This is a genomic window from Alkalibacterium sp. 20 (assembly GCF_001885615.1).
In the GTDB taxonomy this organism is placed as follows: Bacteria; Bacillota; Bacilli; order Lactobacillales; family Carnobacteriaceae_A; genus Alkalibacterium.
The window spans coordinates 1-21,175 of the sequence record NZ_LSRN01000100.1 but is presented as its reverse complement, the minus strand read 5'-3'; the positions used below and the strand labels follow the sequence as shown (position 1 = coordinate 21,175).

Sequence of the window (21,175 nt, the reverse complement as noted above, 5' to 3'; positions counted from 1 at the left end):
AGTAATGAAACTTATTGAATTGAAAGACGTTAAAAAAACATTTAAAGATGGTAGAAAAACAATTGAAGCATTGAAGTCAACTAATTTCTCAGTCGAAGAAGGTGAGTTTGTAGCTATTATTGGTCCAAGTGGTTCGGGGAAAAGTACGTTTCTTACTATAATAGGTGGACTACAAACACCAACGGAAGGTAAAGTATTTATCAAAAATGATAAATTTAGTGAACTTGAAGAAAAAGATCGGGCCACGAAGCGATTTAATGAAATCGGGTTTATATTACAAGCATCTAATCTTATTCCATTCCTCACTGTAAAAGATCAATTGAGATTGGTCAATAAAGTTGAAAAATCAAAAATTGATGATGATAAAGTAGAAAAATTACTATCAGAACTTGGTATTGATAATTTGATGGACAAATATCCAAGTGATTTATCTGGAGGAGAAAAACAGCGAGCGGCAATTGCCCGTGCATTGTATCATGATCCAGCTGTCATTTTAGCGGATGAACCAACAGCTAGTTTAGATACTGACCGTGCTTTTGAGGTGGTTGAAATTTTAGCAAGAGAAACAAAGAAAAAAAAGAAAGCAACCATTATGGTCACTCACGATGAGCGCCTAACTGAGTATTGCGATTCAGTCTATACAATGAGAGATGGCGTTTTAACAAAGAATCAATAAAAGTAACCGATCCATTAACAGGAAAAAATTAGTAACATAGGTCCGAGTATCGGCATGATTACAGATTCTTTAATCAATAATTAATAAAAGAAGACAAATGGGGTCTAAAAAAGCAAGAAAGAGGAAGTCTCTTTCTTGCTTTTTTGGACTATAGTTTGAAATAGCTTTCCAGGTAATTTGCTAAACCATCTTCGTGATTGTTTTTTCGAGTGATATCATTGCTGACTGATTTCAAGTTTTCAGTACCGTTTGACATCACAACACCATGACCAGCATACTGAATCATTTCGAAATCATTTTCCTGATCACCGAAGGCTATGATATCTTCGCGATTAAGATTATAATAATGAGCAATGCGCTCTAATCCAATAGCTTTTTGAACACCAGCAGCAACTACTTCCAAGCATGGGGTATTTCCACCCCACGTGCGGACCGCAACTGAATCTTTATAGATATCTATGATTTTCTGTTCGATTGCTGGCTGATATTGTCTTGTTGAGGTAAACACACCAATAGACGTAGGATCTTCCAATAAAATCTCAGGTCTTAACTGCTTACTCATATGAATACCTTCCGGGAAGAAATCTGGGTAAGGAATATACTTACCTTCGATATAAATCGATGACTGAGATTCTGCTGCGATGAGTTGAACTTCTGGATTATTTTTCAGAGAAAGCATAGATAAAGCAAGTTCTTTACTCAATGTTTTGTGATATCCGTATTTCCATGATTTTTGAGATGGATTGTGACACCACGCTCCATTAAAGTTAACGATGGGGGTGTCTAATTTAAGTTGATCGTAGTAATAGTAACTGTTTCTATAAGGACGTCCGGTTACGATAGAGACGATATGACCATCATTTTGAATACGCGCTAATGTCTTTTTGGTTCTTGTAGATATTTCTGAATGGTCATTTAGAGTAGTCCCATCCAAATCTAAAGCAATAAGTTTTCTTTTCATACTAAATCATCCTTTTAACAAAGCGTCATTCATTTTCTTTACTAGTATAGCAAAGGTATTAATAAAAGTATAATAAATATTTTATATTATAACAGTTGACATGATTTGTTCAAATAAATCTTAGAATTCACTGAAATCTTTGTCATTAATATGGTAAAATGTAAAGGTGTAAGGAGGAAGTTTAATGAATGAAGATAAAAAAGTATGGTCTGAAGAAGAAATAGAAGATATAAAAAAACGTATTACGGAAGCTTTGGAACAAGTAATTGACCCGGAGCTTGGAATAGATATCGTTAATTTAGGTCTCGTTTATGAAGTCAATGTATTTAATGGCGGGTATTGTGAAGTGAAAATAACATTAACAACGATGGGTTGTCCACTAGCTGATGTTATTACAGAAGATATATTGAATGCTGTGAAAACAATTCCTGAAATCACGGAAACTGATGTGAAGTTGGTCTGGTATCCTGCTTGGGATACGTCTAGAATGAGTAGATATGCCAGAATTGCTTTAGGAATCAGATAATTCAACTCTCAATAAAGCGCTAGGAATACTTTATCCCTAATGCTCTATTGAGAGTTTTTTACTGTTATAATAGTATATGAAATTTAAACTGCATATTAAAAGAAGGGAGAGTATAAATGAATTACATACCTTTAAACGTTATAAGTTCTTATTCATTACTGGAAAGTACGATCACTGTCCCAAAATTGATATCTCGAGCTAAAAGTCTTGGATATGATAGCATGGCACTTACCGATAAAAACGTCATGCATGGAGCTGTAGAGTTCTATTTAAAGGCTAAAGAGCAAGGCATTAAACCCATATTAGGTATTACAGTGGATATTTATGAGAATGATGAATCGGAAACGGCGTTGTCCGTTGTTTTGCTGGCTAAGAACGCCGAAGGATATCAAAATTTATTAACTATATCAAGTTTAATTAAATACAATCAAAAAAAAATAACAATGGATATAATGAAATCGTACTCTACTCAATTAATTGGTATTATAAATTATGAAAGTCTTGAAAATATACTACTGGAAAAAGAAAGTAGTAGAAAAAATATACTGATAGAGCTTAAGCAGAATTTCAATGATTTATTCTTAGGAATATACTATAATGGCAGCAATCAAAAAGTGGTAGATGAGATAAAGCAACTCTCTAAAAATCTCAATGTGTCTTTGGTTGTAAATGAACCTATCCGTTCTTTGCAGGAAAATGATTCTTTATCGCTAAGAGTGCTTGAAGCGATAAAGAATCAAACAACCATAGACTCTGAAATACAGTTAAGTGATTCATCCTTCTATTATTTAAAGGAAAAAGCTGAACAAATTGAATGGTATTCAAAGAACAACCTGCTTGAAGCAGTGACTAATACAGTGAAAATATCAGAATCAATTCAACTGGAATTGAGCTGGAAGAGTGTTTTACCGCAATATAACACTCCCCAGAATCTGAATTCAGCAGAATACTTGACGAAGCTTGTTAATGATCAGTTAAAGAATAAATTACCGGATCATTCAAATGAGTATGAAGAAAGAATTGAGAAAGAGCTGGGAGTCATAATCAAGATGGGATTTGCAGACTATTTTTTGATTGTTTGGGACTTAATGAAGTATGCTCACCAGAGTGGAATAGTGACTGGAGCTGGTAGGGGATCAGCCGCGGGCTCACTTGTTTCTTATCTTTTAAATATCACGGATGTTGATCCTGTTAAGTATGAACTTTTGTTTGACAGGTTTTTAAATGAGGAGAGATATACGTTACCCGATATTGATTTGGATTTTCCAGATAATAAACGTGACAGTATCCTTCATTATGTTTTAAATAAATATGGGAAAGAGCATGTTGCCCAAATTGCAACATTTGGAACGTTTGCTGCAAAAATGTCTTTACGGGATACAGGTAGAGTATTCGGTTTATCACCGAATGAACTCAAGCGATGGTCAGACACAATACCCGGCTCATTAGGAATAACTTTAAATAAAGCTTACAAAGAATCAGAAGAATTAAGAACATTAGTGAATCAAAGTGATTTAAATAAAAAAATATTTAAGATAGCTTTAAACTTAGAAGGACTTCCAAGACATGTTTCCACACATGCAGCAGGAGTAGTCATTTCAAGAGAACCATTAATTCAAACTGCGCCTCTTCAAGAGGGGAATGGATCAATGCCGTTAACTCAATATACGATGAATGACATTGAAACTGTAGGACTATTAAAAATGGATTTCTTAGGTCTAAAGAATTTAACTATTCTTGCTGACTGTTTAAAGAATGTTTCAGAACTAAAGGGTTCTGTTAGAGATAAACTTGCAACGATATCATTAAATGATGAAAAGACGCTTGAACTTTTCAAAAGCGGAGACACAAACGGCATCTTCCAATTTGAGTCCAGTGGCATAAGAAATGTATTAAGAAAATTACAACCATCAGATTTTGAAGATATTGTAGCCGTTAATGCTTTGTACCGACCAGGTCCAATGGAACAAATCGATGTATTTATTAAAAGAAAACATGGGTCTGAAAAAATTGATTATATCCATGAGGATTTGAAAAATATTCTTGAAGTAACAAATGGAGTAATGGTCTATCAGGAACAAGTAATGAAGGTAGCTTCAAAAATAGCAGGATATAGTTTAGCAGAAGCTGACGTTTTGCGGCGAGCTATATCTAAAAAGATCAAAAAAGAAATAGATGCAGGACGCAAACAGTTTGTTGTAGGTGCCAAGCATAGAGGTTATAGTGAAGATGTGGCTACGCGTATATACGCTCATATCGAACGATTTGCTGATTACGGTTTTAATCGCTCTCACGCAGTTTCTTATTCAAAATTAGCTTTTCAACTTGCTTATTTTAAAGCACATTATCCAGCCGCTTTTTTTGTTTCGCTAATGCGAGCTTCAACAAATAATAAAGAGAAATTGACTAAATATTTATTGGAAGCCAAACAAAGACGCATTGAGCTTATTCATCCAGATATTAACCAAAGTGAAGAAAACTTTAAAGTAATTGATGAACGCATATGTTTTGGATTCAACTCAATTAAAGGTGTCCGAAAAGACTTTATTGAACATATATTATATGAAAGAAAAAGGCAGGGGAAGTTCAAAGACTTACTGTCATTCATTAATCGAATTGATGAAAGATGGAGAAAAGAACAATCGATAACACCGTTAATTTATGCGGGATGTTTTGATCGATTAGAACAGAATCGTCACACACTCATTGATTCATTAGAGTCAATACTTAACAGTGTAAATATGAGTCATGGGAATATTCAATTGTTTGAATCCCTGGCACCAAGAATTCACCATAAAGAAGAGTACAGTATAGAAGAACTTTTGAAGCAGGAATTTGAAGTAACTGGTTTTTATTTATCTGGTCATCCGACAGACAAATATATGGATACAAGAAACAATAATCAGGCTATCTATCTAAGTGACTCATTAAATAATAAAACACATACGTACATTGTCGCTATTCAAGAAGTGAAAAAAATCCAGACTAAAAGAGGTGAACCGATGGCCTTTTTAGAGGTTACTGATGCTTCAAAAGAAGCAACTTGCGTCTTGTTTCCTGATGTTTATCGGAATTACTCAAAAGAATTAGTCAAAAACGGTATCTTTATTGTACGGGGTAAAGCGGAATTCAAAAAAAACAAATGGAACATTTTAGTATCGAGCATGAAAAGTCCTGAACAGTTGAAAATGGATAATGAGCATCAGTTATATTTGAGATTTGAAGATCTAAAACAACAAGCCAATCTATTTTCTGAAATATTAAAAATATTAGAGCGTGAAATCGGTACGGTCGAAGTGATAGTATATGATCAGGCGACAGATAGGAAAGAAAAATTGAAGCCTAAGTACAATTCAAACAAGGAAACAACTAACATTAAAAAAATTGAAGACATCTTAGGTGAAAATAACGTAATTTTGAAATAATTTTTAAAAATTTAACTATATGTCTGTATTTTATAAGACAATCAGGAGAAAAAGTGATAAGATAATAGATGTATGTAATCAAATGATGATTTAAGGTTAGTTGAGTAAAGAGCATATTCTTTGCTCAATGTGTTTTACATATCTTTGCTAGATCTTTTAGTGAGTGTGGAAAGAAAATTTGCATTGAAGGTGGACATAAGATGAAAAGAATTGGAGTTCTTACAAGTGGAGGAGATGCTCCGGGCATGAACGCAGCTATTCGGGCTGTCGTCCGAAAAGCTCTCTACGAAGGTATGGAAGTTTACGGTGTGAACTATGGTTTTGCCGGACTTGTAGTTGGTGATATTAGAAAGCTAACACAGAGAGATGTTGGAGATATGATTCAACGTGGAGGAACTTTCTTGTATTCTGCACGTTATCCTCAATTCGCAACAGAAGAGGGTCAATTGAAGGGCATTGAACAACTCAAACGTTTCGGTATCGAAGGGTTAGTTGTTATAGGTGGAGATGGTTCTTATAGAGGAGCTAAAGCTCTCTCTAGACATGGTTTCCCATGTGTGGGTGTACCTGGAACGATTGACAATGATATACCTGGAACGGATTATACTATTGGATTCGATACAACTATCAATACGGTACTCGATGCACTGGACAGAATCAGAGACACTGCAACTTCTCACGTTCGTACATTTGTCATTGAAGTAATGGGAAGAGATGCTGGCGATATCGCTTTATGGTCGGGTCTCGCTAGCGGAGCAGAGCAGATCATCATTCCTGAAAAAAACTTTGATATCACTGCTGTTGCAGAAAATATTCGTGAAGGTCGAGAAAAAGGCAAGAAACATTCCATCATAGTCTTGGCTGAAGGAGTAATGGACGGTAAAGAATTTGCTGATAAACTAGACGCTATCGATAATTTCCATGTCCGAGTAACAGTGTTAGGTCACGTCCAAAGAGGCGGATCGCCAACAGCTAGAGATAGAGTGCTTGCTTCTCAACTTGGAGCTAAAGCTGTTGAAGCATTAAAAGAAGGCCATGGCGGAGTTTGCGTCGCTTTATATAAAGAAGAACTTGTTGTGAGAGATATTGTTGAAACGCTTGACAATATGAAACACACACCTAACTTAGATTTATATAAACTGAACGAAGAGATTTCAAACTAATTAATTTGATAGTGAGTGTCAGAGACAAAACCCCTCGGTTGTAACTGAGGAATGAATCTCAATTAAGATACCTGGTTTTGGCATGATATTTCTATTAGTTAATGACGATAGCAAAGTCTGTATCTACTAAAAAATAAACTTTTGGCTCGGAACGAGCCATGGTAAACCAGCCTAAACCTTCGTCTGCAAGTTGAAATACTATGCGGACAAGGTTTTGGGTGTTCCCAGAAACTCGGTAATTCAGTGCCGATGTAGTTCACGCAGGTCCTTAACTTTAAGTCATCATTATATTAAAAAATATTAAAATAGGAGAGTTAAAGTATGAAAAAAACTAAAATTGTTTGTACCATAGGTCCGGTAAGTGAATCGTTAGAAACTCTAGAAAAATTAATTGAAGCAGGAATGAACGTTGCCCGTTTGAATTTTTCACATGGTGATCATGAAGAACATTTAAATCGCATCAAAAATATCCGTATAGCTTCTGAAAAAACCGGTAAAATGGTAGGCATCATGTTGGATACTAAAGGTCCTGAAATAAGAACCCACAACATGAAAGACGGCGCTATCACTTTGAGTAAAGGTGAAACAGTAAGGATTTCAATGTCAGAGGTTGAAGGAACTAAAGAGAAATTCTCAGTCACTTATACTGACTTGATCAATGATGTCACACCTGGTACAAGCATATTATTAGATGATGGACTAATTGATTTGTTGGTTACTGATATCGAACGTGACAATGGTATTATTGTCACAACAGCTCAAAATACAGGCGTATTAAAAAATAAAAAAGGTGTTAACGTACCTGGCGTATCTGTTAACTTACCGGGATTAACTGAAAAAGATCGTTCAGACATTCTTTTTGGACTAGAAAATGATATTGACTTTATTGCTGCCTCTTTTGTCAGACGTACATCTGACGTTTTAGACATCAAGGAAATTCTAGAAAAACAAGGTAAAATGCATGTTCAAATCATTCCTAAAATCGAAAACCAGGAGGGTGTCGATAACCTGGAAGAGATTTTGGCGATTGCTGACGGTTTAATGGTCGCTCGTGGTGATTTAGGTGTGGAAATTCCAACTGAAGATGTGCCGATCGTTCAAAAACGTATGATTGCAATGTGTAATAATGCTGGTAAACCAGTCATTACTGCCACACAAATGCTAGACTCTATGCAAGCTAATCCACGTCCAACACGAGCAGAAGCATCAGACGTTGCCAATGCTATTTTTGATGGAACAGATGCTATCATGCTTTCTGGTGAGACAGCAGCTGGGGATTATCCTGTAGAATCAGTACGAACAATGTATAACATTGCTATGCGTACTGAAGCAGCATTAATCAACCAGGATGCTTTCGCACTGAAAGCTTATGACCGAAATGATATGACGGAAGCAATTGGACAAGCTGTTGGACACACAGCTAAGAATTTAAATATTCATACTATTGTTGCTGCGACTGAATCAGGACATACCGCTCGTATGATCTCTAAATTCAGACCTAAAGCTGATATTCTAGCTGTTACATTTAGTGATGAAACTGCTAGAGGTTTGGCATTACAATGGGGCGTACAACCAACAGTTACTGGGAAACCAGCTTCAACTGACGATATGTTCAATCTAGCTACTCAAACAACAGTTGAAAAAGGATTTGCTAAAGAAGGCGACCTAATCATCATTACTGCTGGTGTTCCAGTTGGAGAACGTGGCACAACAAACGTTATGAAGATTCAATTAATTGGATCAAAATTAACAAGTGGTCAAGGTGTCGGTTCTGAATCAGTTATAGGTAAAGCTATTGTAGCCGAAACTGCTGAAGAAGCAATCGAACGTGCTATTGAAGGCGGCATTTTAGTCGTTAAGAGTACAGATAAAGATTACCTTCCAGCTATTGAAAAATCTGCAGCTATCGTAGTAGAGCAAGGTGGATTAACTTCACATGCAGCCGTTATCGGTATTGCAATGGGAATCCCAGTTATTGTTTCTGCTGAAAATGCAACAGTATTAATTGAACAAGACGAATTGATTACTGTAGATGCCCGTCGTGGTATCATCTACCGTGGCGCAACAACAGCAATTTAATTAAAAGATTAAATAAAGTTAAATAAGTTATGAATGAGACAATGGTTGATAGAATTCGTAGGATTGATGTTCTTGAGCATCTTCGAAATGACATTCAATCATTGTCTCATTTTTTTATTTTATAATAATTAGAAATGAGAAGGAGATTAACATGAATAAAGATTTAGCAACAGAAATAACAGCCATAGTTACGGATAAGAATGAAGAAGAAGCATTTGTTCAAAAAAATGGGGTAACCTATAAAGTACTTTCAGAAGATGATATAGCTATTGGAGATACTTTAAAAGGGTTTGTTTATATCGATATGCAAGATCAGGCAGTGTTTTCTACAGTTATACCCGAAATCAATAAAGAGACATTTGGATGGGGAACAGTCGTTAAAGTCAACCGGACTTTAGGTGTGTTTGTAGACGTTGATTGGCAAGATAAGGATGTTGTCGTGTCAATAGATGATTTACCCGCTGAAGGACGCCTTTGGCCTAAAGAAGGAGACCAGCTTTACCTTTCAATAAAAGTAGACAACAAAGACCGTATCTGGGGTAATTTAGCTGATGAAGAAAAATTCTTTGAAGATTATGTAGAAGGCACGAAAAAAATGCAAAATGAAAACGTCATGGGTACTGTTTTTCATTTGAAAAAAACGGGCACTTACGTCATTACTGAAGATAAATATATTCTGTTTGTTCATCCTAGCGAGCAGGATAAGGAGCCGAGATTAGGTCAAGAGGTCTCCGGTCGAGTCATTGGTTTAAGAGAAGATGGTGTGCTCTATACTTCTATGCAACCAAGAGCTCATGAAGTCATTGATGACGACGCGTTGATGCTACTGGAAATGTTGAAACGTTCTGAAGACCATAGCATTCCTTTTCACAATAAAACGGATCCTGAGCTAATAAAAAAACAGTTTAACATCAGCAAGGGACAATTCAAGCGGGCGATCGGTCGCTTAATGAAACAAGGACTAATCACACAAGACGAAACTGGAACAAAATTGATTGAGATTCCTTTAGAAGATTAAGAATTAGGTTGAGACATTGATCATATTATTTTATACTTATTCTAATAAGGAATATGTATAATCAATTTATAAATAGGAATCAATTCAATCTAAGGGAGTTCAGCATGAAAAAATTAGACTCTTCATTTAAAGTTATCAAGAAAAAATTACATGAGGCAGGTTTTAAATTAACCCCTCAAAGAGAATTGACCGTTGAAGTATTACTTGAAAAAGAAAAAGATCATTTAAGTGCCGAAGAAGTGTATCTTTTAGTAAAGTCCAAGAACGTAGGTATTGGATTAGCTACTGTCTACCGAACACTTGAAATTTTAACGGAACTACAAATTATCAACAAACTAACCTTTCAAGATGGTATCGCTCGTTATGATTTGAATATGAATGAAGATAAACACCAGCATCACCATTTATTGTGTTTGAAATGTGGGAAAATCGAAGAAGTGAAAAATGATATGCTTTTAGAAATTGAAATGGAAATCGAAAAAGAATATCGTTTTATTGTGAAAGATCATAGATTGACTTTCCATGGTATATGCAACGATTGTACCAAGAATCAATTGGGTTAAATGAGGATGATTGTATGTTAAATCTTGAGCCGTTTGATGACTATATTGTCTTTTTGAAAATCGAAAAAGGATTAGCAAACAATACAATCAGTAGTTATCAAAGAGACATTGGACAATATATTGATTATCTCAATAAAAATAAAATAAAATCGTGGAAGGAGATAGATCGCTATCTCCTTCTCGATTATTTTAGTGAGCAGAAAGCACTCAAGAAAGCAGATAATACGATCATTCGTATGTTTTCAAGTGTCAGAAAATTTCACCAGTACTTAAAACAAGAAGGATACGCAGAGGAAGACCCTATGTTGTACGTGAAAACACCAAAAAAAGCAGATTCCTTACCTAAAATAGTATCCATGCAGCAAATAGATCAATTGTTGCAAACACCGGATACGACAAAACCCTTAGGAATAAGAGATCGTGCTATTTTAGAAGTGATGTATGCAACTGGATTAAGAATAACAGAATTAATTGAACTGACAACGAATGATGTCCATTTATCAATGAAACTTATACAAATAGTTGGTAAAGGAAACAAAGAGCGATTGATCCCAATAGGTGACATGGGCTGTAAGTGGCTAGATTATTATATGATGACAACGAGACCTAAACTGTTAGAGAAAGCTTCACAAGAGACTTCCGTCATATTTTTGAATTCTCGTGGGAGACCATTGAGCAGACAAGGCGTATGGAAAAAAATAAAACAACATGCTCAAAAAGCGGGGCTGAAAAAATCGATAACTCCACATACTTTGAGGCACTCTTTTGCTACACATTTACTCGAAAATGGGGCAGATTTAAGAGTTGTACAAGAACTTTTGGGTCATGCGAATGTTTCAACAACACAAATATATACGCATATTACCAAACATCGACTCAAAGATGTTTATTCTACTTATCATCCTAGAGCTTAATAAATTAAATGAGTAAAGTCTAAATTATTCTTCATAAAAGTGCTAAATACAGCGCCATTCTTGCATTATTAAGCGCACTCATTTATTCTGATATAAAGAGATAATATAAGGAGGAAAAAAATTATGAATTTTGACCGTATACATTTAGTTGTTTTAGATTCTGTAGGCATTGGTGAAGCACCGGATGCTAAAGCATTCAATGATGAAGGGGCCCATACTTTGGGGCACATTGCTGAAGAAGCAGGCTTAAATGTTCCTCATATGCAATCACTCGGTCTAGGCAATATTGCTCAATTAAAGGGTATTGATCCAGTTGATTCCACTAAAGGATACTATACTAAGTTGGAAGAAAAATCAGTAGGGAAAGATACAATGACAGGTCATTGGGAATTAATGGGACTACATATTAAGACCCCATTCAGAGTGTTTCCAGATGGCTTCCCGGACGATTTAATAACGCAAATCGAAGAACACACAGGAAGAAAAATTGTGGGTAATAAACCGGCATCGGGCACTGAGATCCTTGATGAACTCGGTGAACATCAGATGGAAACTGGAGACTTAATTGTTTATACGTCTGCAGACCCTGTATTACAAATCGCAGCACACGAAGATGTTATTCCTCTGGAAGAACTTTATGAGATCTGTGAGTATGTTAGAGAAATTACAAAGGAAGACCCTTATATGATTGGACGCATCATTGCTCGTCCTTACTTGGGTGAGCCGGGAGATTTCGCACGCACCAGTAACCGTCACGATTATGCATTGAGTCCTTTTGGAGACACGGTATTAGATTTCCTGAAAGAGGATGGAAAAGACGTGATTGCCGTTGGTAAGATTGACGATATCTTTAACGGGAAAGGTATCACAGAATCTTTACGTACAAACTCAAATATGGATGGTGTCGATAAGTTAATTGCTGTGATGAACAGAGATTTCAATGGAATTAGCTTTACCAACTTAGTTGATTTTGATGCACTATACGGTCATCGCAGGAATGTAGAAGGTTACAGAGATGCATTGGAAAACTTTGATGGCCGCTTACCAGAAATTTATGATGCTTTGAAAGAGAATGATTTATTGATTCTTACAGCTGACCATGGGAATGACCCGACAGCGCCAGGAACTGATCACACAAGAGAGTACGTACCGGTTTTAATTTACTCACCTAAGTTTGAAAAAGGTGAAGAATTATCTCAAGGTTTATTTGCAGATATCAGTGCTACGATTGCAGAAAATTTTAGTGTCAAAGATACCGGATTCGGCAAAAGTTTCTTGAATAAGTTAAAATAAATCATAAAAGGAGAATGACTGAATGACTGATAATTATACTCTAGCAATTGAAAAAGCAACAGTTTATTTAAGAGAAAAGGGAGTTGAAATGCCTGAAATCGGATTGATTTTAGGTTCCGGATTAGGTGAACTAGCAAATGAAGCTGATAATGCCATAGCTGTTCCTTATGAAGATATACCTGGATTTCCAGTTTCTACCGTTGAAGGTCATGCGGGCCAATTGGTCTACGGTGATTTAGGTGGAAAAAAAGTGTTAGCGATGCAAGGTCGTTTCCACTACTATGAAGGTTATTCAATGAGAGAAGTGACTTTTCCTGTTAGAGTTATGAAAGCTTTGGGTGTTGAGTCACTTATAGTTACAAACGCTGCCGGTGGTGTAAATAAGAACTTTACACCAGGAGACTTAATGATTATCACTGATCATATCAATATGATAGGGAAGAATCCATTACATGGACCAAACGATAATACTCAAGGACCACGATTTACAGATATGAGTAATGCGTATGATAAAGATTACCAGCGTATAATTGAAGATGTTGCGAAAGAACACGATATTACTGTTCAAAAAGGTGTGTACATGGGTATGTCCGGACCGACATATGAAACACCTGCAGAAGTTCGCATGATACGCACATTGGGTGGCGATTCAGTAGGAATGTCAACGGTTCCTGAAGTAATAGTGGCAAATCATGCCGGTCTTAGGGTAGCTGGAATTTCTTGTATAACGAACTATGCTGCTGGTATGCAGGAGAGTTTAAATCATGATGAAGTGGTAGCAGTAACCACTCGGGTAAGAGAAACATTCAAATCTTTAGTAAAATCAGTCATTTCAAATTTATAGTTGAATGTTGAGAAAAAGAGCGAAAGTTTTTCACTTTCGCTCTTTTTCTGTTTGTAAATCATGATCCGTTTGATTTTTACTCGATAAATAGGTATGATTGTCATGAATGAATTTCTTTCGTTGTGAACAATTAACTTATAAGAAAAGTGGGAAATGATGAATAAAAATAATTATAGTAAAAGATTAATGAGTAATATGGAAATCAATACGCACAATCATTTGGTCATTGACGGTGTGGATACGATAGACCTTGTTAATAAATATGGGACACCTGTTAATGTGTATGATATTTCTTTAATAAAAGAAAAAATCAATACGTTTAAAGAGGCGTTTAAAAATTACGAAAACAAAACGCAAGTTGCCTATGCCAGTAAGGCTTTTTCGTCGCTCGCATTATATGAATTATTAGCAAAAGAAGATGTATCGTTGGATGTTGTTTCGGGCGGAGAACTATTTTTGGCTATACAAGCTGGATTTCCTAAGGAACGTATTCACTTTCATGGCAATAATAAATCATACGATGAATTAAATACCGCTATTTCAGAAAATATTGGATGCATAGTAATTGATAATTTTCATGAAATTGATATGGTTGAAGAATTAACGAATAAATATCATCAAGTAATGGATGTTCTCATTCGTGTAGCGCCAGGTGTGGAAGCACACACGCACGAGTATATTACAACAGGACAAGCGGATTCCAAGTTCGGATTTGACTTAGCCTCAGGACAAGTTGAAGAGGCAATTGAAAAGATAAATTCAGCTGAAAACATTAATAGTATTGGCTTACATGCTCATATTGGTTCTCAAATTTTTGAAGTCGATGGGTATCAAGCGGTCATTGAAAAACTTTTAGTAAAAGCAAAAGAGTGGGAAAAATCATTTGGTTTTACCTTAAACGTACTCAATGTTGGTGGAGGTTTTGGTATACGCTATACGGAAGCAGATACACCACTTCCTTTAGATGACTACGCTGAAGCCATAATGAATGCCGTAAGAAAACACGCCAAGCTAAACGAACTAGCTCTCCCAGAAATTTGGATCGAACCAGGTAGAAGTATCGTAGGAGAAGCTGGCACAAGTTTGTATACGGTAGGAAGTCAGAAAAACATTCCTGCAATCAGAAAATATGTTTCAGTAGATGGAGGGATGGCGGATAATATAAGACCCGCACTGTACCAAGCTGAGTATACTGGAGTATTGGCAAATAGAGTCAATGAGGGTAGTGAAGAAAAAGTATCCATTGCCGGAAAAGCATGTGAAAGTGGAGATATGTTGATATGGGATATTACGTTACCTAGACCTAATCAAAAAGATGTTTTAGCTATATTTAGTACCGGTGCATATGGTTATTCTATGGCGAGCAACTATAATCGCTTACCCCGACCTGCAGTGGTATTCGTAGAAAAGGGTAAAGACTTTTTAGCGATCAAGAGAGAAACAGTTCAAGATTTTTTGAAATTAGAAAATAGTATCGAAAATTGGTAATAAAACAGGAGGACTTTCATGCTCGTCATATATAAAGCTGATTATCAGAAAATAACGATGGGATTACTGTCTTACGTTCCTGATTTAAAAGAAACAAGTCGGCTAACAAAAGAAATGGAATGGTACAGTCAAGAAAACAATCGACAGCTTTTCTTATGGAAAAGTGAAGAAACAGGCGATTTGGCTGGCGTTATCGGCATTGAAGAAGACGAAGAAATGGTCCTTTTAAGACATATCGCAGTGAACCCGTCTTATCGTGAAGAAGGCATGGCATACAGAATGCTAAATGCTCTGTCAAAACGATGCTCACCAAAACGAATTGTTGGAACACTGGAAACAGCATCTATTTTAACTAAGTGGCAGAAGGCTTAGTTAATTAATATGACAATAAAAAGTAGGAAACTGAATGAGTGATAAATGGAAAGTTAACTTAGATATCTTTGAAGGACCACTTGATCTGCTGCTCCATCTTATCAATAGGATGGAGATTGATATTTACGACATACCGATCAAAGAAATAACTGGACAGTATCTAAATTATCTACATGCCATGCAGATGCTTCAACTTGACGTGGCTGGAGAATATTTAGTTATGGCGGCAACTCTTATGTCAATAAAAAGTCAATTACTGCTTCCAAGAAATGAATCTTGGGAAGATGAGGGTGAAGAGTTTAATGTCGAAGAGGATTCCATTGAAAAATTACAACAAAAACTCTTGGAATATCGGAAATTCAAGTATGTATCAACTAAATTAACTGAAAACCGAGAAAGTCGGGAACAGTATTTTTCTAAACCACACGAGGATTTAACACACTTGCAACAGTTCATACCGCTGGAAACAGAGGAGTTAGAATTAAGTGATTTAATCGGAGCGTTCGGTGAACTGTTAAAAAGAAAAGAATGGCTGGATCCTAATCCCAACACGATTGATCTAGAAGAAATTACAGTTAATGAAAAAATAGAATGGTTGGAAAAAAAGATATTCTCGAGCATACAAGCAGTACCTTTTAGACTTTTGTTCACTAAACCGACAAAAAAAGAGTATGTTGTCACGTTCTTAGCCTTATTAGAGATGATCAAAGAAAATAAAGTGACAATTCAGCAATCTGAAAGTTTTGGCGAAATTTATTTATCTAGTGTACGACAGGGAAAGAAAGGATTGAGTGAGCAAAATGAATGAATTTGCTACATACGAGGCCTTGCTTTTCGTGGCTGGTGAAGAAGGAATAACGCTATACGACTTGGCTCAATTAACTAAATCCACTCCTGACCATGTTAAAGTATGCCTTGAAGATCTATCAGAACGATATTTAAATGAAGAAAGCAGTGGCTTGAAATTAATAGAAACGGCTGAAACCTATCGTTTAGTTACCAAAAAAGAATTTTCAGCAGTAATAGAGTACTATGCAAAATCTCCTCTAACAAAAAAGTTAAGTAAAGCTTCGATTGAAACATTAGCTATTATTGCTTATAAACAACCCATTACTCGGATGGAGATAGAGGATATCAGGGGAGTGCAGTTATCCTCAAGTTTGCAAAAACTGAAATTAAGAAATTTAATTCATGAAATTGGCCGAATTGAAGCGCCAGGTCGACCTGTAATCTACGGAACGACAGATTATTTTTTAGATTACTTTGGATTAAATGATTTAACTGAACTACCAGAGTTAGAAATTGAAGAAAAAACAGAAAACCAAAGTTTGTTTAGCGAAGAATTAGAATTTTAAAGGGGATTATTATGGAACGTTTACAAAAAGTAATGGCACATGCAGGAATAGCATCTAGAAGAGGATCAGAAAAATTGATCAAAGAAGGCAGAGTAAAAGTGAACGGCAAAGTAGTTACCGAGATGGGTTTAAACGTGAGTAATGATGATTCTATTGAAGTAAACAGTGTGCCTATTAGTAAAGAACAAAAGCTATATTTCCTGTTAAATAAACCCAGAGGTGTTATCTCAAGTGCTGATGATCCTAAAGGAAGAAAAACAGTTGTGGACTTTTTCTCACATATCGAACAGCGTATCTATCCGGTTGGCCGTTTAGATTATGATACAACTGGCGTACTTTTATTAACAAATGATGGAGAACTGACTAACCAGTTGACCCATCCAAAATATGGTATCGAAAAAACATATATTGCTAAAGTGACAGGTTTGATTAATAAAGGGGCCATCTCGAAATTAGAAAAAGGTTTGAATATAGATGATTATAAAACAAGACCTGCCAAAGCAAGAATTATCGATATCGATCCTAGAAAAAATATCAGCATGGTTGAATTGACTATCCATGAAGGCAAAAATCATCAGGTGAAAAAAATGCTTAAAACAGTTGGTTTTCCAGTTGAAAAATTAAACAGAGATAAATATGGTTTTTTAACAACAGAAGGTCTTCAATCGGGAGAATGGCGTCAACTTAAAACGTTTGAAGTAAACAAACTAAAAGAACTTGTAAAGGAATAACTCCTAAGAGTGGATATGTTGGCAGAAACAGATTTCATTCGTTATAATAGTTTTATATACGAGCTTTGCTGAAAAAGTTTAATACTAGCAATGACTAAAGTATGAATTAGAGGAGTGTCTAAACGTGACTGAAGAGACTAATCAAGACAACAAAAAGAAATTGCTAGTAGTTGATGATGAAGATAGAATCAGAAGACTACTAAAAATGTATTTAGAAAAAGCGGACTACAGTATCGAAGAGGCTGAAAATGGAAAAAAAGCATTAGAAATGGCTTTAGAAAATGATTATGATCTCATTCTTCTAGATGTAATGATGCCAGAAATGGACGGGCTCGAAGTAGCTGAAGAAATCAGAAAAGAAAAAGAAACACCGATTATGATGCTTACAGCTAAAGGAGAAGAATTAAATCGCATTCAGGGATTTGAAGCAGGTGTTGACGATTATATCGTCAAACCATTTAGTCCCCGCGAAATAGTTTTGCGTGTGGCAGCTATATTGAAACGCACCAAAAGTGATACACCAAATGGCACTAATGGGGACATATCAGACACGTTGACTTTACCTCATTTAGAAATTGATAATGACTCAAGAAGAGTCACTGCCGATGGTCAGCCGGTTAATTTAACTCCAAAAGAATATGATCTGCTCCATTATCTAATGTCTTCTCCAGATCAAATATTTGGTCGAGAACAATTACTCAGAGAAGTGTGGAAATATGAATTTTTTGGAGATTTAAGAACAGTGGATACACACGTTAAAAGATTAAGAGAAAAACTTAAAAAAGAATCAGATGTCGCTTCTAAAATGATTGAAACAGTATGGGGTCTAGGTTATAAATTGAATTCTTATCCTGATGACGAAGAGGAGTAATTGTATGAAATTAAATGTAGTGGCAATCAAAATTTGGCTCATTACGTTTGGAATTGCCCTGTTATCTTTCGTCATTACGACTATATTTTATGGTGTCTTTTATTCTCAACAAATCAAAGATAATTATATGAATGAATACGAACAGATTATTATAAATGTGGAGCGCCTTGCATTAGCGAATCCACATTTTTTGTTGGAAAATATCGAGGAAATCAATGATTTCCATTCACATATAAACTTTGCATTATTACTGGATGATACGTATACTCCTAACGACGACGAATGGCTATTACCTTTTGCAGAAGAAAAGAAAGAAATTATGGAAAATAAACCAGGAGTCACGGACAACCTTGATTCTAGCGAGCGTGTACAAATCCGTTCTGATTTACTGGAAGAATATGAAACAAACGTTCCACATGTTTTTCATATACAACCTACAGAAATCGACGGAGAAGATGCTCTGTTTTATTCTTTTGGAGATCTGTCCTTTCTTGTTAATATAGAAAGACGCATGAGCTATTTATTAACAGGTTTGATTATTGCCAATATTTTAGCTGCCTTATACTATTATATGTACTTAAAGCGTAATGTTTCGGAGCCTATTAATGCTATGACGAACATAGCTTTTGATTTTGCTCGAGATGATTTCAGCCACCAGCTACCTATTTCGGGTCGTGATGACTTAGCTGAACTTGCAATGGCTATGAATAAAATGGGGCATTCTCTTGAAACGAATCGAACCGTTGTTAAGCAAGAAAAAGAATTATTAAGCCATATTTTAGAAAACGTTGAAACAGGCATTATATATTACGATATTGATAAAACGTTGTTATTATCTAACCCTGTGGGAGACTTGTTCTTAACTCAATACCAGGTTGAAGAAGCTAACTTCTCGAGCCATGATAAATTTGTTGATGTTGATTTAAAATTAAATGAAGTAATCAATAATAAAACATCGGTGGAGTTTACCATTGAAATGGAAGAAACCTTTTATGTGGTGACCATACTACCTCTGATGGAAACTGACAGTAGTGAACTTAGAGGTTTGGTCGTGTCGACTAAAGATTTAACGAAAGAACATCGATTAGATAGAATGAGAGTAGATTTCATTAATAATATCTCACATGAATTACGTACACCGCTAGTTATGGTCCAAGGCTACAGTGAAGCGATACTAGATGATGTTGCTGAAAGTGTTGAAGAGAAGAAAGAAATGGCTCAAATTATTAGAGATGAATCTCAAAGAATGAATCGAATGGTAAACGAGTTGCTTGATTTATCTCGGATGGAAGCCGGCTATATTGAATTACAAAAATCTGAAGTCAATCTCAACAGTTATTTAAGAAACCTCTTATTCCGGTTTGACAATATGGCAAGCGATGCGGAAGTATCACTCCAAATGGAAACCCCTAAAGAAACTGTTCATCAAATGATTGATAAAGACAAGATGGACCAAGTCTTTGTCAATATTATCAACAACGCAATCAGACACACAAGCATGACTGATAAAGAAGATAAAATAGTCACGCTTCAATTGCTTAAAGAAGAGAAGCTTGAAGAGGTTGTCATGATTGTAAAAGATACTGGTACAGGAATTCCAGAGGATGATTTACCCTATATTTTTGATCGTTTTTTCAAAGCGGATAAATCTCGAAATAATTACGCATCTAATACCAATGGAACAGGAATCGGTTTATCGTTAGTTAAGAATATTGTTGAAGCACATGGAGGATTTATAGAAGTTGAGTCATCAATCAATGAAGGTTCTTCTTTTATTATTCATATACCTATGAACCAGGAAGATTGAAAAACTAAGTACTTCACCTCGTAACCTGAGACAGACTTGACTTGCTCAACCCAAACGGTATAATTAAATTGAAAATAAAATAATATATGATTCATCTTCAGGGGCAGGGTGTAATTCCCGACCGGTGGTAAAGTCCACGAGCGATTAAAATTGCTGAACTGGTTCGATTCCAGTACCGACAGTAAAGTCTGGATAAAGAAGATGGAGCTTTTTGACTGAAGATAAAACGGTCTCATGCTCTATTTGTCACCTGAAGTAGGGGGACAAACAGAGCTTTTTTATCCTCTTACTTCTGGTAACACTGGCATAGTCGTGTTCAGAGAAGTTCACCCTCAGTAGGATGAATCCTTTCAGGAGGATTTATTATGTCAAACAGTAAGACGAAGAAATTAGTTGGCGTTGCTATGTTAGCATCATTAGCATGGGTCATTTCAATGTTGTCATTCCCGATCCTTCCCGGTTCACCCTTTTTAAAAGTTGATTTTAGTGATCTAGCAGTACTGTTCGGCATGTATGTTTATGGCCCTGTTGCCGGCATTACCATTGCTTTTATACGTTCACTGCTATCTTACGCACAAAAAGGTGGGGAAATGGGCTTCCCAATCGGAGATACAGCCGCATTTATTGCCACTGTTTCTTATACATTGCCTATTTATTTCATACTAATAAAATATGGCGCGACATTAAAAGATAGAATAGTCGGTATTTTTAGTTCAACGCTATCATTAACAGTAGTGATGTCGGTGCTGAACTGGTTAGTTATTGCCCCAGCATATATGGCTGTTATGGGATTTGATGTGGGACCGATGCGCACTTATTTAATGCTAGCTGTTGTGCCATTCAACCTGATTAAAGGCATTTTGGTCGGTATTGTTTTTTATGTCGCTTTTGCTAAAATGAAATCATGGTTAGATAAAACAAAGAAAAAATTCCGAAAAAAACGCAGTCAGTCACTGGCTGTAAATGATACAAAGTAATCTGAATCGATATTAATGAGAGAATAAATAACTGCAGGAATTTTTCCAAGCTGTTATTTATTCTCTTTTTGTTTTCAATAACCTCAAATTTGATGGTTATTGAGTCTGGGAA

19 protein-coding genes and 1 riboswitch are annotated in these 21,175 nt (G+C 35.8%); of the genes, 18 read left to right on the top strand and 1 reads right to left on the bottom strand.

Going from position 1 to position 21,175, the window contains the following annotated elements; genetic code table 11:
* Nucleotides 1-4 precede the first annotated feature (4 nt).
* Nucleotides 5-676, top strand: coding sequence for an ABC transporter ATP-binding protein (locus AX762_RS12025; protein ID WP_071849347.1), 672 nt, complete (start codon nucleotides 5-7; stop codon nucleotides 674-676).
* A 148-nt stretch (nucleotides 677-824) separates the two neighbouring features.
* Here the strand turns inward: AX762_RS12025 and AX762_RS12020 are convergent, their stop codons facing one another.
* Nucleotides 825-1,637 (bottom strand): Cof-type HAD-IIB family hydrolase, encoded by an 813-nt coding sequence (locus tag AX762_RS12020; protein ID WP_071849346.1) that lies wholly within the window; start codon nucleotides 1,635-1,637, stop codon nucleotides 825-827.
* 184 nt (nucleotides 1,638-1,821) lie between these two features.
* Here AX762_RS12020 and AX762_RS12015 point away from each other — a divergent pair, with 184 nt between their 5' ends.
* The 17 genes from AX762_RS12015 to AX762_RS11935 all read left to right on the top strand — a co-directional run bounded on the left by AX762_RS12015 (nucleotide 1,822) and on the right by AX762_RS11935 (nucleotide 21,063).
* Nucleotides 1,822-2,163 (top strand): metal-sulfur cluster assembly factor, encoded by a 342-nt coding sequence (locus AX762_RS12015; protein ID WP_071849345.1) that lies wholly within the window; start codon nucleotides 1,822-1,824, stop codon nucleotides 2,161-2,163.
* Nucleotides 2,164-2,279: 116 nt separating this feature from the next.
* Nucleotides 2,280-5,588, top strand: a complete 3,309-nt coding sequence (gene dnaE / locus AX762_RS12010; protein ID WP_071849344.1) for a DNA polymerase III subunit alpha — start codon at nucleotides 2,280-2,282, stop codon at nucleotides 5,586-5,588.
* A 200-nt stretch (nucleotides 5,589-5,788) separates the two neighbouring features.
* On the top strand, nucleotides 5,789-6,751 hold the full coding sequence (gene pfkA / locus AX762_RS12005) for a 6-phosphofructokinase (protein ID WP_071849343.1): 963 nt from the start codon (nucleotides 5,789-5,791) through the stop codon (nucleotides 6,749-6,751).
* 321 nt (nucleotides 6,752-7,072) lie between these two features.
* A complete protein-coding gene (gene pyk, locus AX762_RS12000; RefSeq protein WP_071849342.1) occupies nucleotides 7,073-8,830 on the top strand; it encodes a pyruvate kinase in 1,758 nt (585 codons plus the stop codon).
* Between the two features lie 151 nt (nucleotides 8,831-8,981).
* On the top strand, nucleotides 8,982-9,848 hold the full coding sequence (locus tag AX762_RS11995; protein WP_071849341.1) for a S1 RNA-binding domain-containing protein: 867 nt from the start codon (nucleotides 8,982-8,984) through the stop codon (nucleotides 9,846-9,848).
* A gap of 104 nt (nucleotides 9,849-9,952) precedes the next feature.
* A complete protein-coding gene (locus AX762_RS11990) occupies nucleotides 9,953-10,411 on the top strand; it encodes a Fur family transcriptional regulator (protein ID WP_071849340.1) in 459 nt (152 codons plus the stop codon).
* A gap of 14 nt (nucleotides 10,412-10,425) precedes the next feature.
* Entirely contained in the window at nucleotides 10,426-11,325 is a 900-nt protein-coding gene (xerD, locus tag AX762_RS11985; RefSeq protein ID WP_071849339.1) for a site-specific tyrosine recombinase XerD, read from the top strand.
* Nucleotides 11,326-11,448: 123 nt separating this feature from the next.
* Nucleotides 11,449-12,618 (top strand): phosphopentomutase, encoded by a 1,170-nt coding sequence (gene deoB / locus AX762_RS11980; RefSeq protein ID WP_071849338.1) that lies wholly within the window; start codon nucleotides 11,449-11,451, stop codon nucleotides 12,616-12,618.
* Nucleotides 12,619-12,640: 22 nt separating this feature from the next.
* On the top strand, nucleotides 12,641-13,462 hold the full coding sequence (locus AX762_RS11975; protein WP_071849337.1) for a purine-nucleoside phosphorylase: 822 nt from the start codon (nucleotides 12,641-12,643) through the stop codon (nucleotides 13,460-13,462).
* Between the two features lie 156 nt (nucleotides 13,463-13,618).
* Nucleotides 13,619-14,950, top strand: coding sequence for a diaminopimelate decarboxylase (lysA, locus tag AX762_RS11970; protein WP_256244937.1), 1,332 nt, complete (start codon nucleotides 13,619-13,621; stop codon nucleotides 14,948-14,950).
* A gap of 18 nt (nucleotides 14,951-14,968) precedes the next feature.
* Nucleotides 14,969-15,322, top strand: coding sequence for a GNAT family N-acetyltransferase (locus AX762_RS11965; protein WP_071849336.1), 354 nt, complete (start codon nucleotides 14,969-14,971; stop codon nucleotides 15,320-15,322).
* Nucleotides 15,323-15,356: 34 nt separating this feature from the next.
* Complete coding sequence (locus tag AX762_RS11960) at nucleotides 15,357-16,130, top strand: ScpA family protein (RefSeq protein ID WP_071849335.1); 774 nt, start codon at nucleotides 15,357-15,359, stop codon at nucleotides 16,128-16,130.
* Entirely contained in the window at nucleotides 16,123-16,677 is a 555-nt protein-coding gene (scpB, locus tag AX762_RS11955; RefSeq protein WP_071849334.1) for an SMC-Scp complex subunit ScpB, read from the top strand. The genes AX762_RS11960 and scpB overlap by 8 nt, the downstream gene beginning before the upstream one ends.
* Before the next feature lie 11 nt (nucleotides 16,678-16,688).
* On the top strand, nucleotides 16,689-17,408 hold the full coding sequence (locus AX762_RS11950) for a pseudouridine synthase (RefSeq protein ID WP_071849333.1): 720 nt from the start codon (nucleotides 16,689-16,691) through the stop codon (nucleotides 17,406-17,408).
* 124 nt (nucleotides 17,409-17,532) lie between these two features.
* Nucleotides 17,533-18,279, top strand: a complete 747-nt coding sequence (locus AX762_RS11945; RefSeq protein WP_071849332.1) for a response regulator transcription factor — start codon at nucleotides 17,533-17,535, stop codon at nucleotides 18,277-18,279.
* 4 nt (nucleotides 18,280-18,283) lie between these two features.
* Nucleotides 18,284-20,086, top strand: a complete 1,803-nt coding sequence (locus AX762_RS11940) for an ATP-binding protein (protein ID WP_071849331.1) — start codon at nucleotides 18,284-18,286, stop codon at nucleotides 20,084-20,086.
* An 89-nt stretch (nucleotides 20,087-20,175) separates the two neighbouring features.
* A riboswitch (FMN riboswitch) is annotated at nucleotides 20,176-20,293 on the top strand.
* Nucleotides 20,294-20,451: 158 nt separating this feature from the next.
* Nucleotides 20,452-21,063 (top strand): ECF transporter S component, encoded by a 612-nt coding sequence (locus tag AX762_RS11935; protein ID WP_071849330.1) that lies wholly within the window; start codon nucleotides 20,452-20,454, stop codon nucleotides 21,061-21,063.
* The last annotated feature ends 112 nt before the right edge of the window (nucleotides 21,064-21,175 follow it).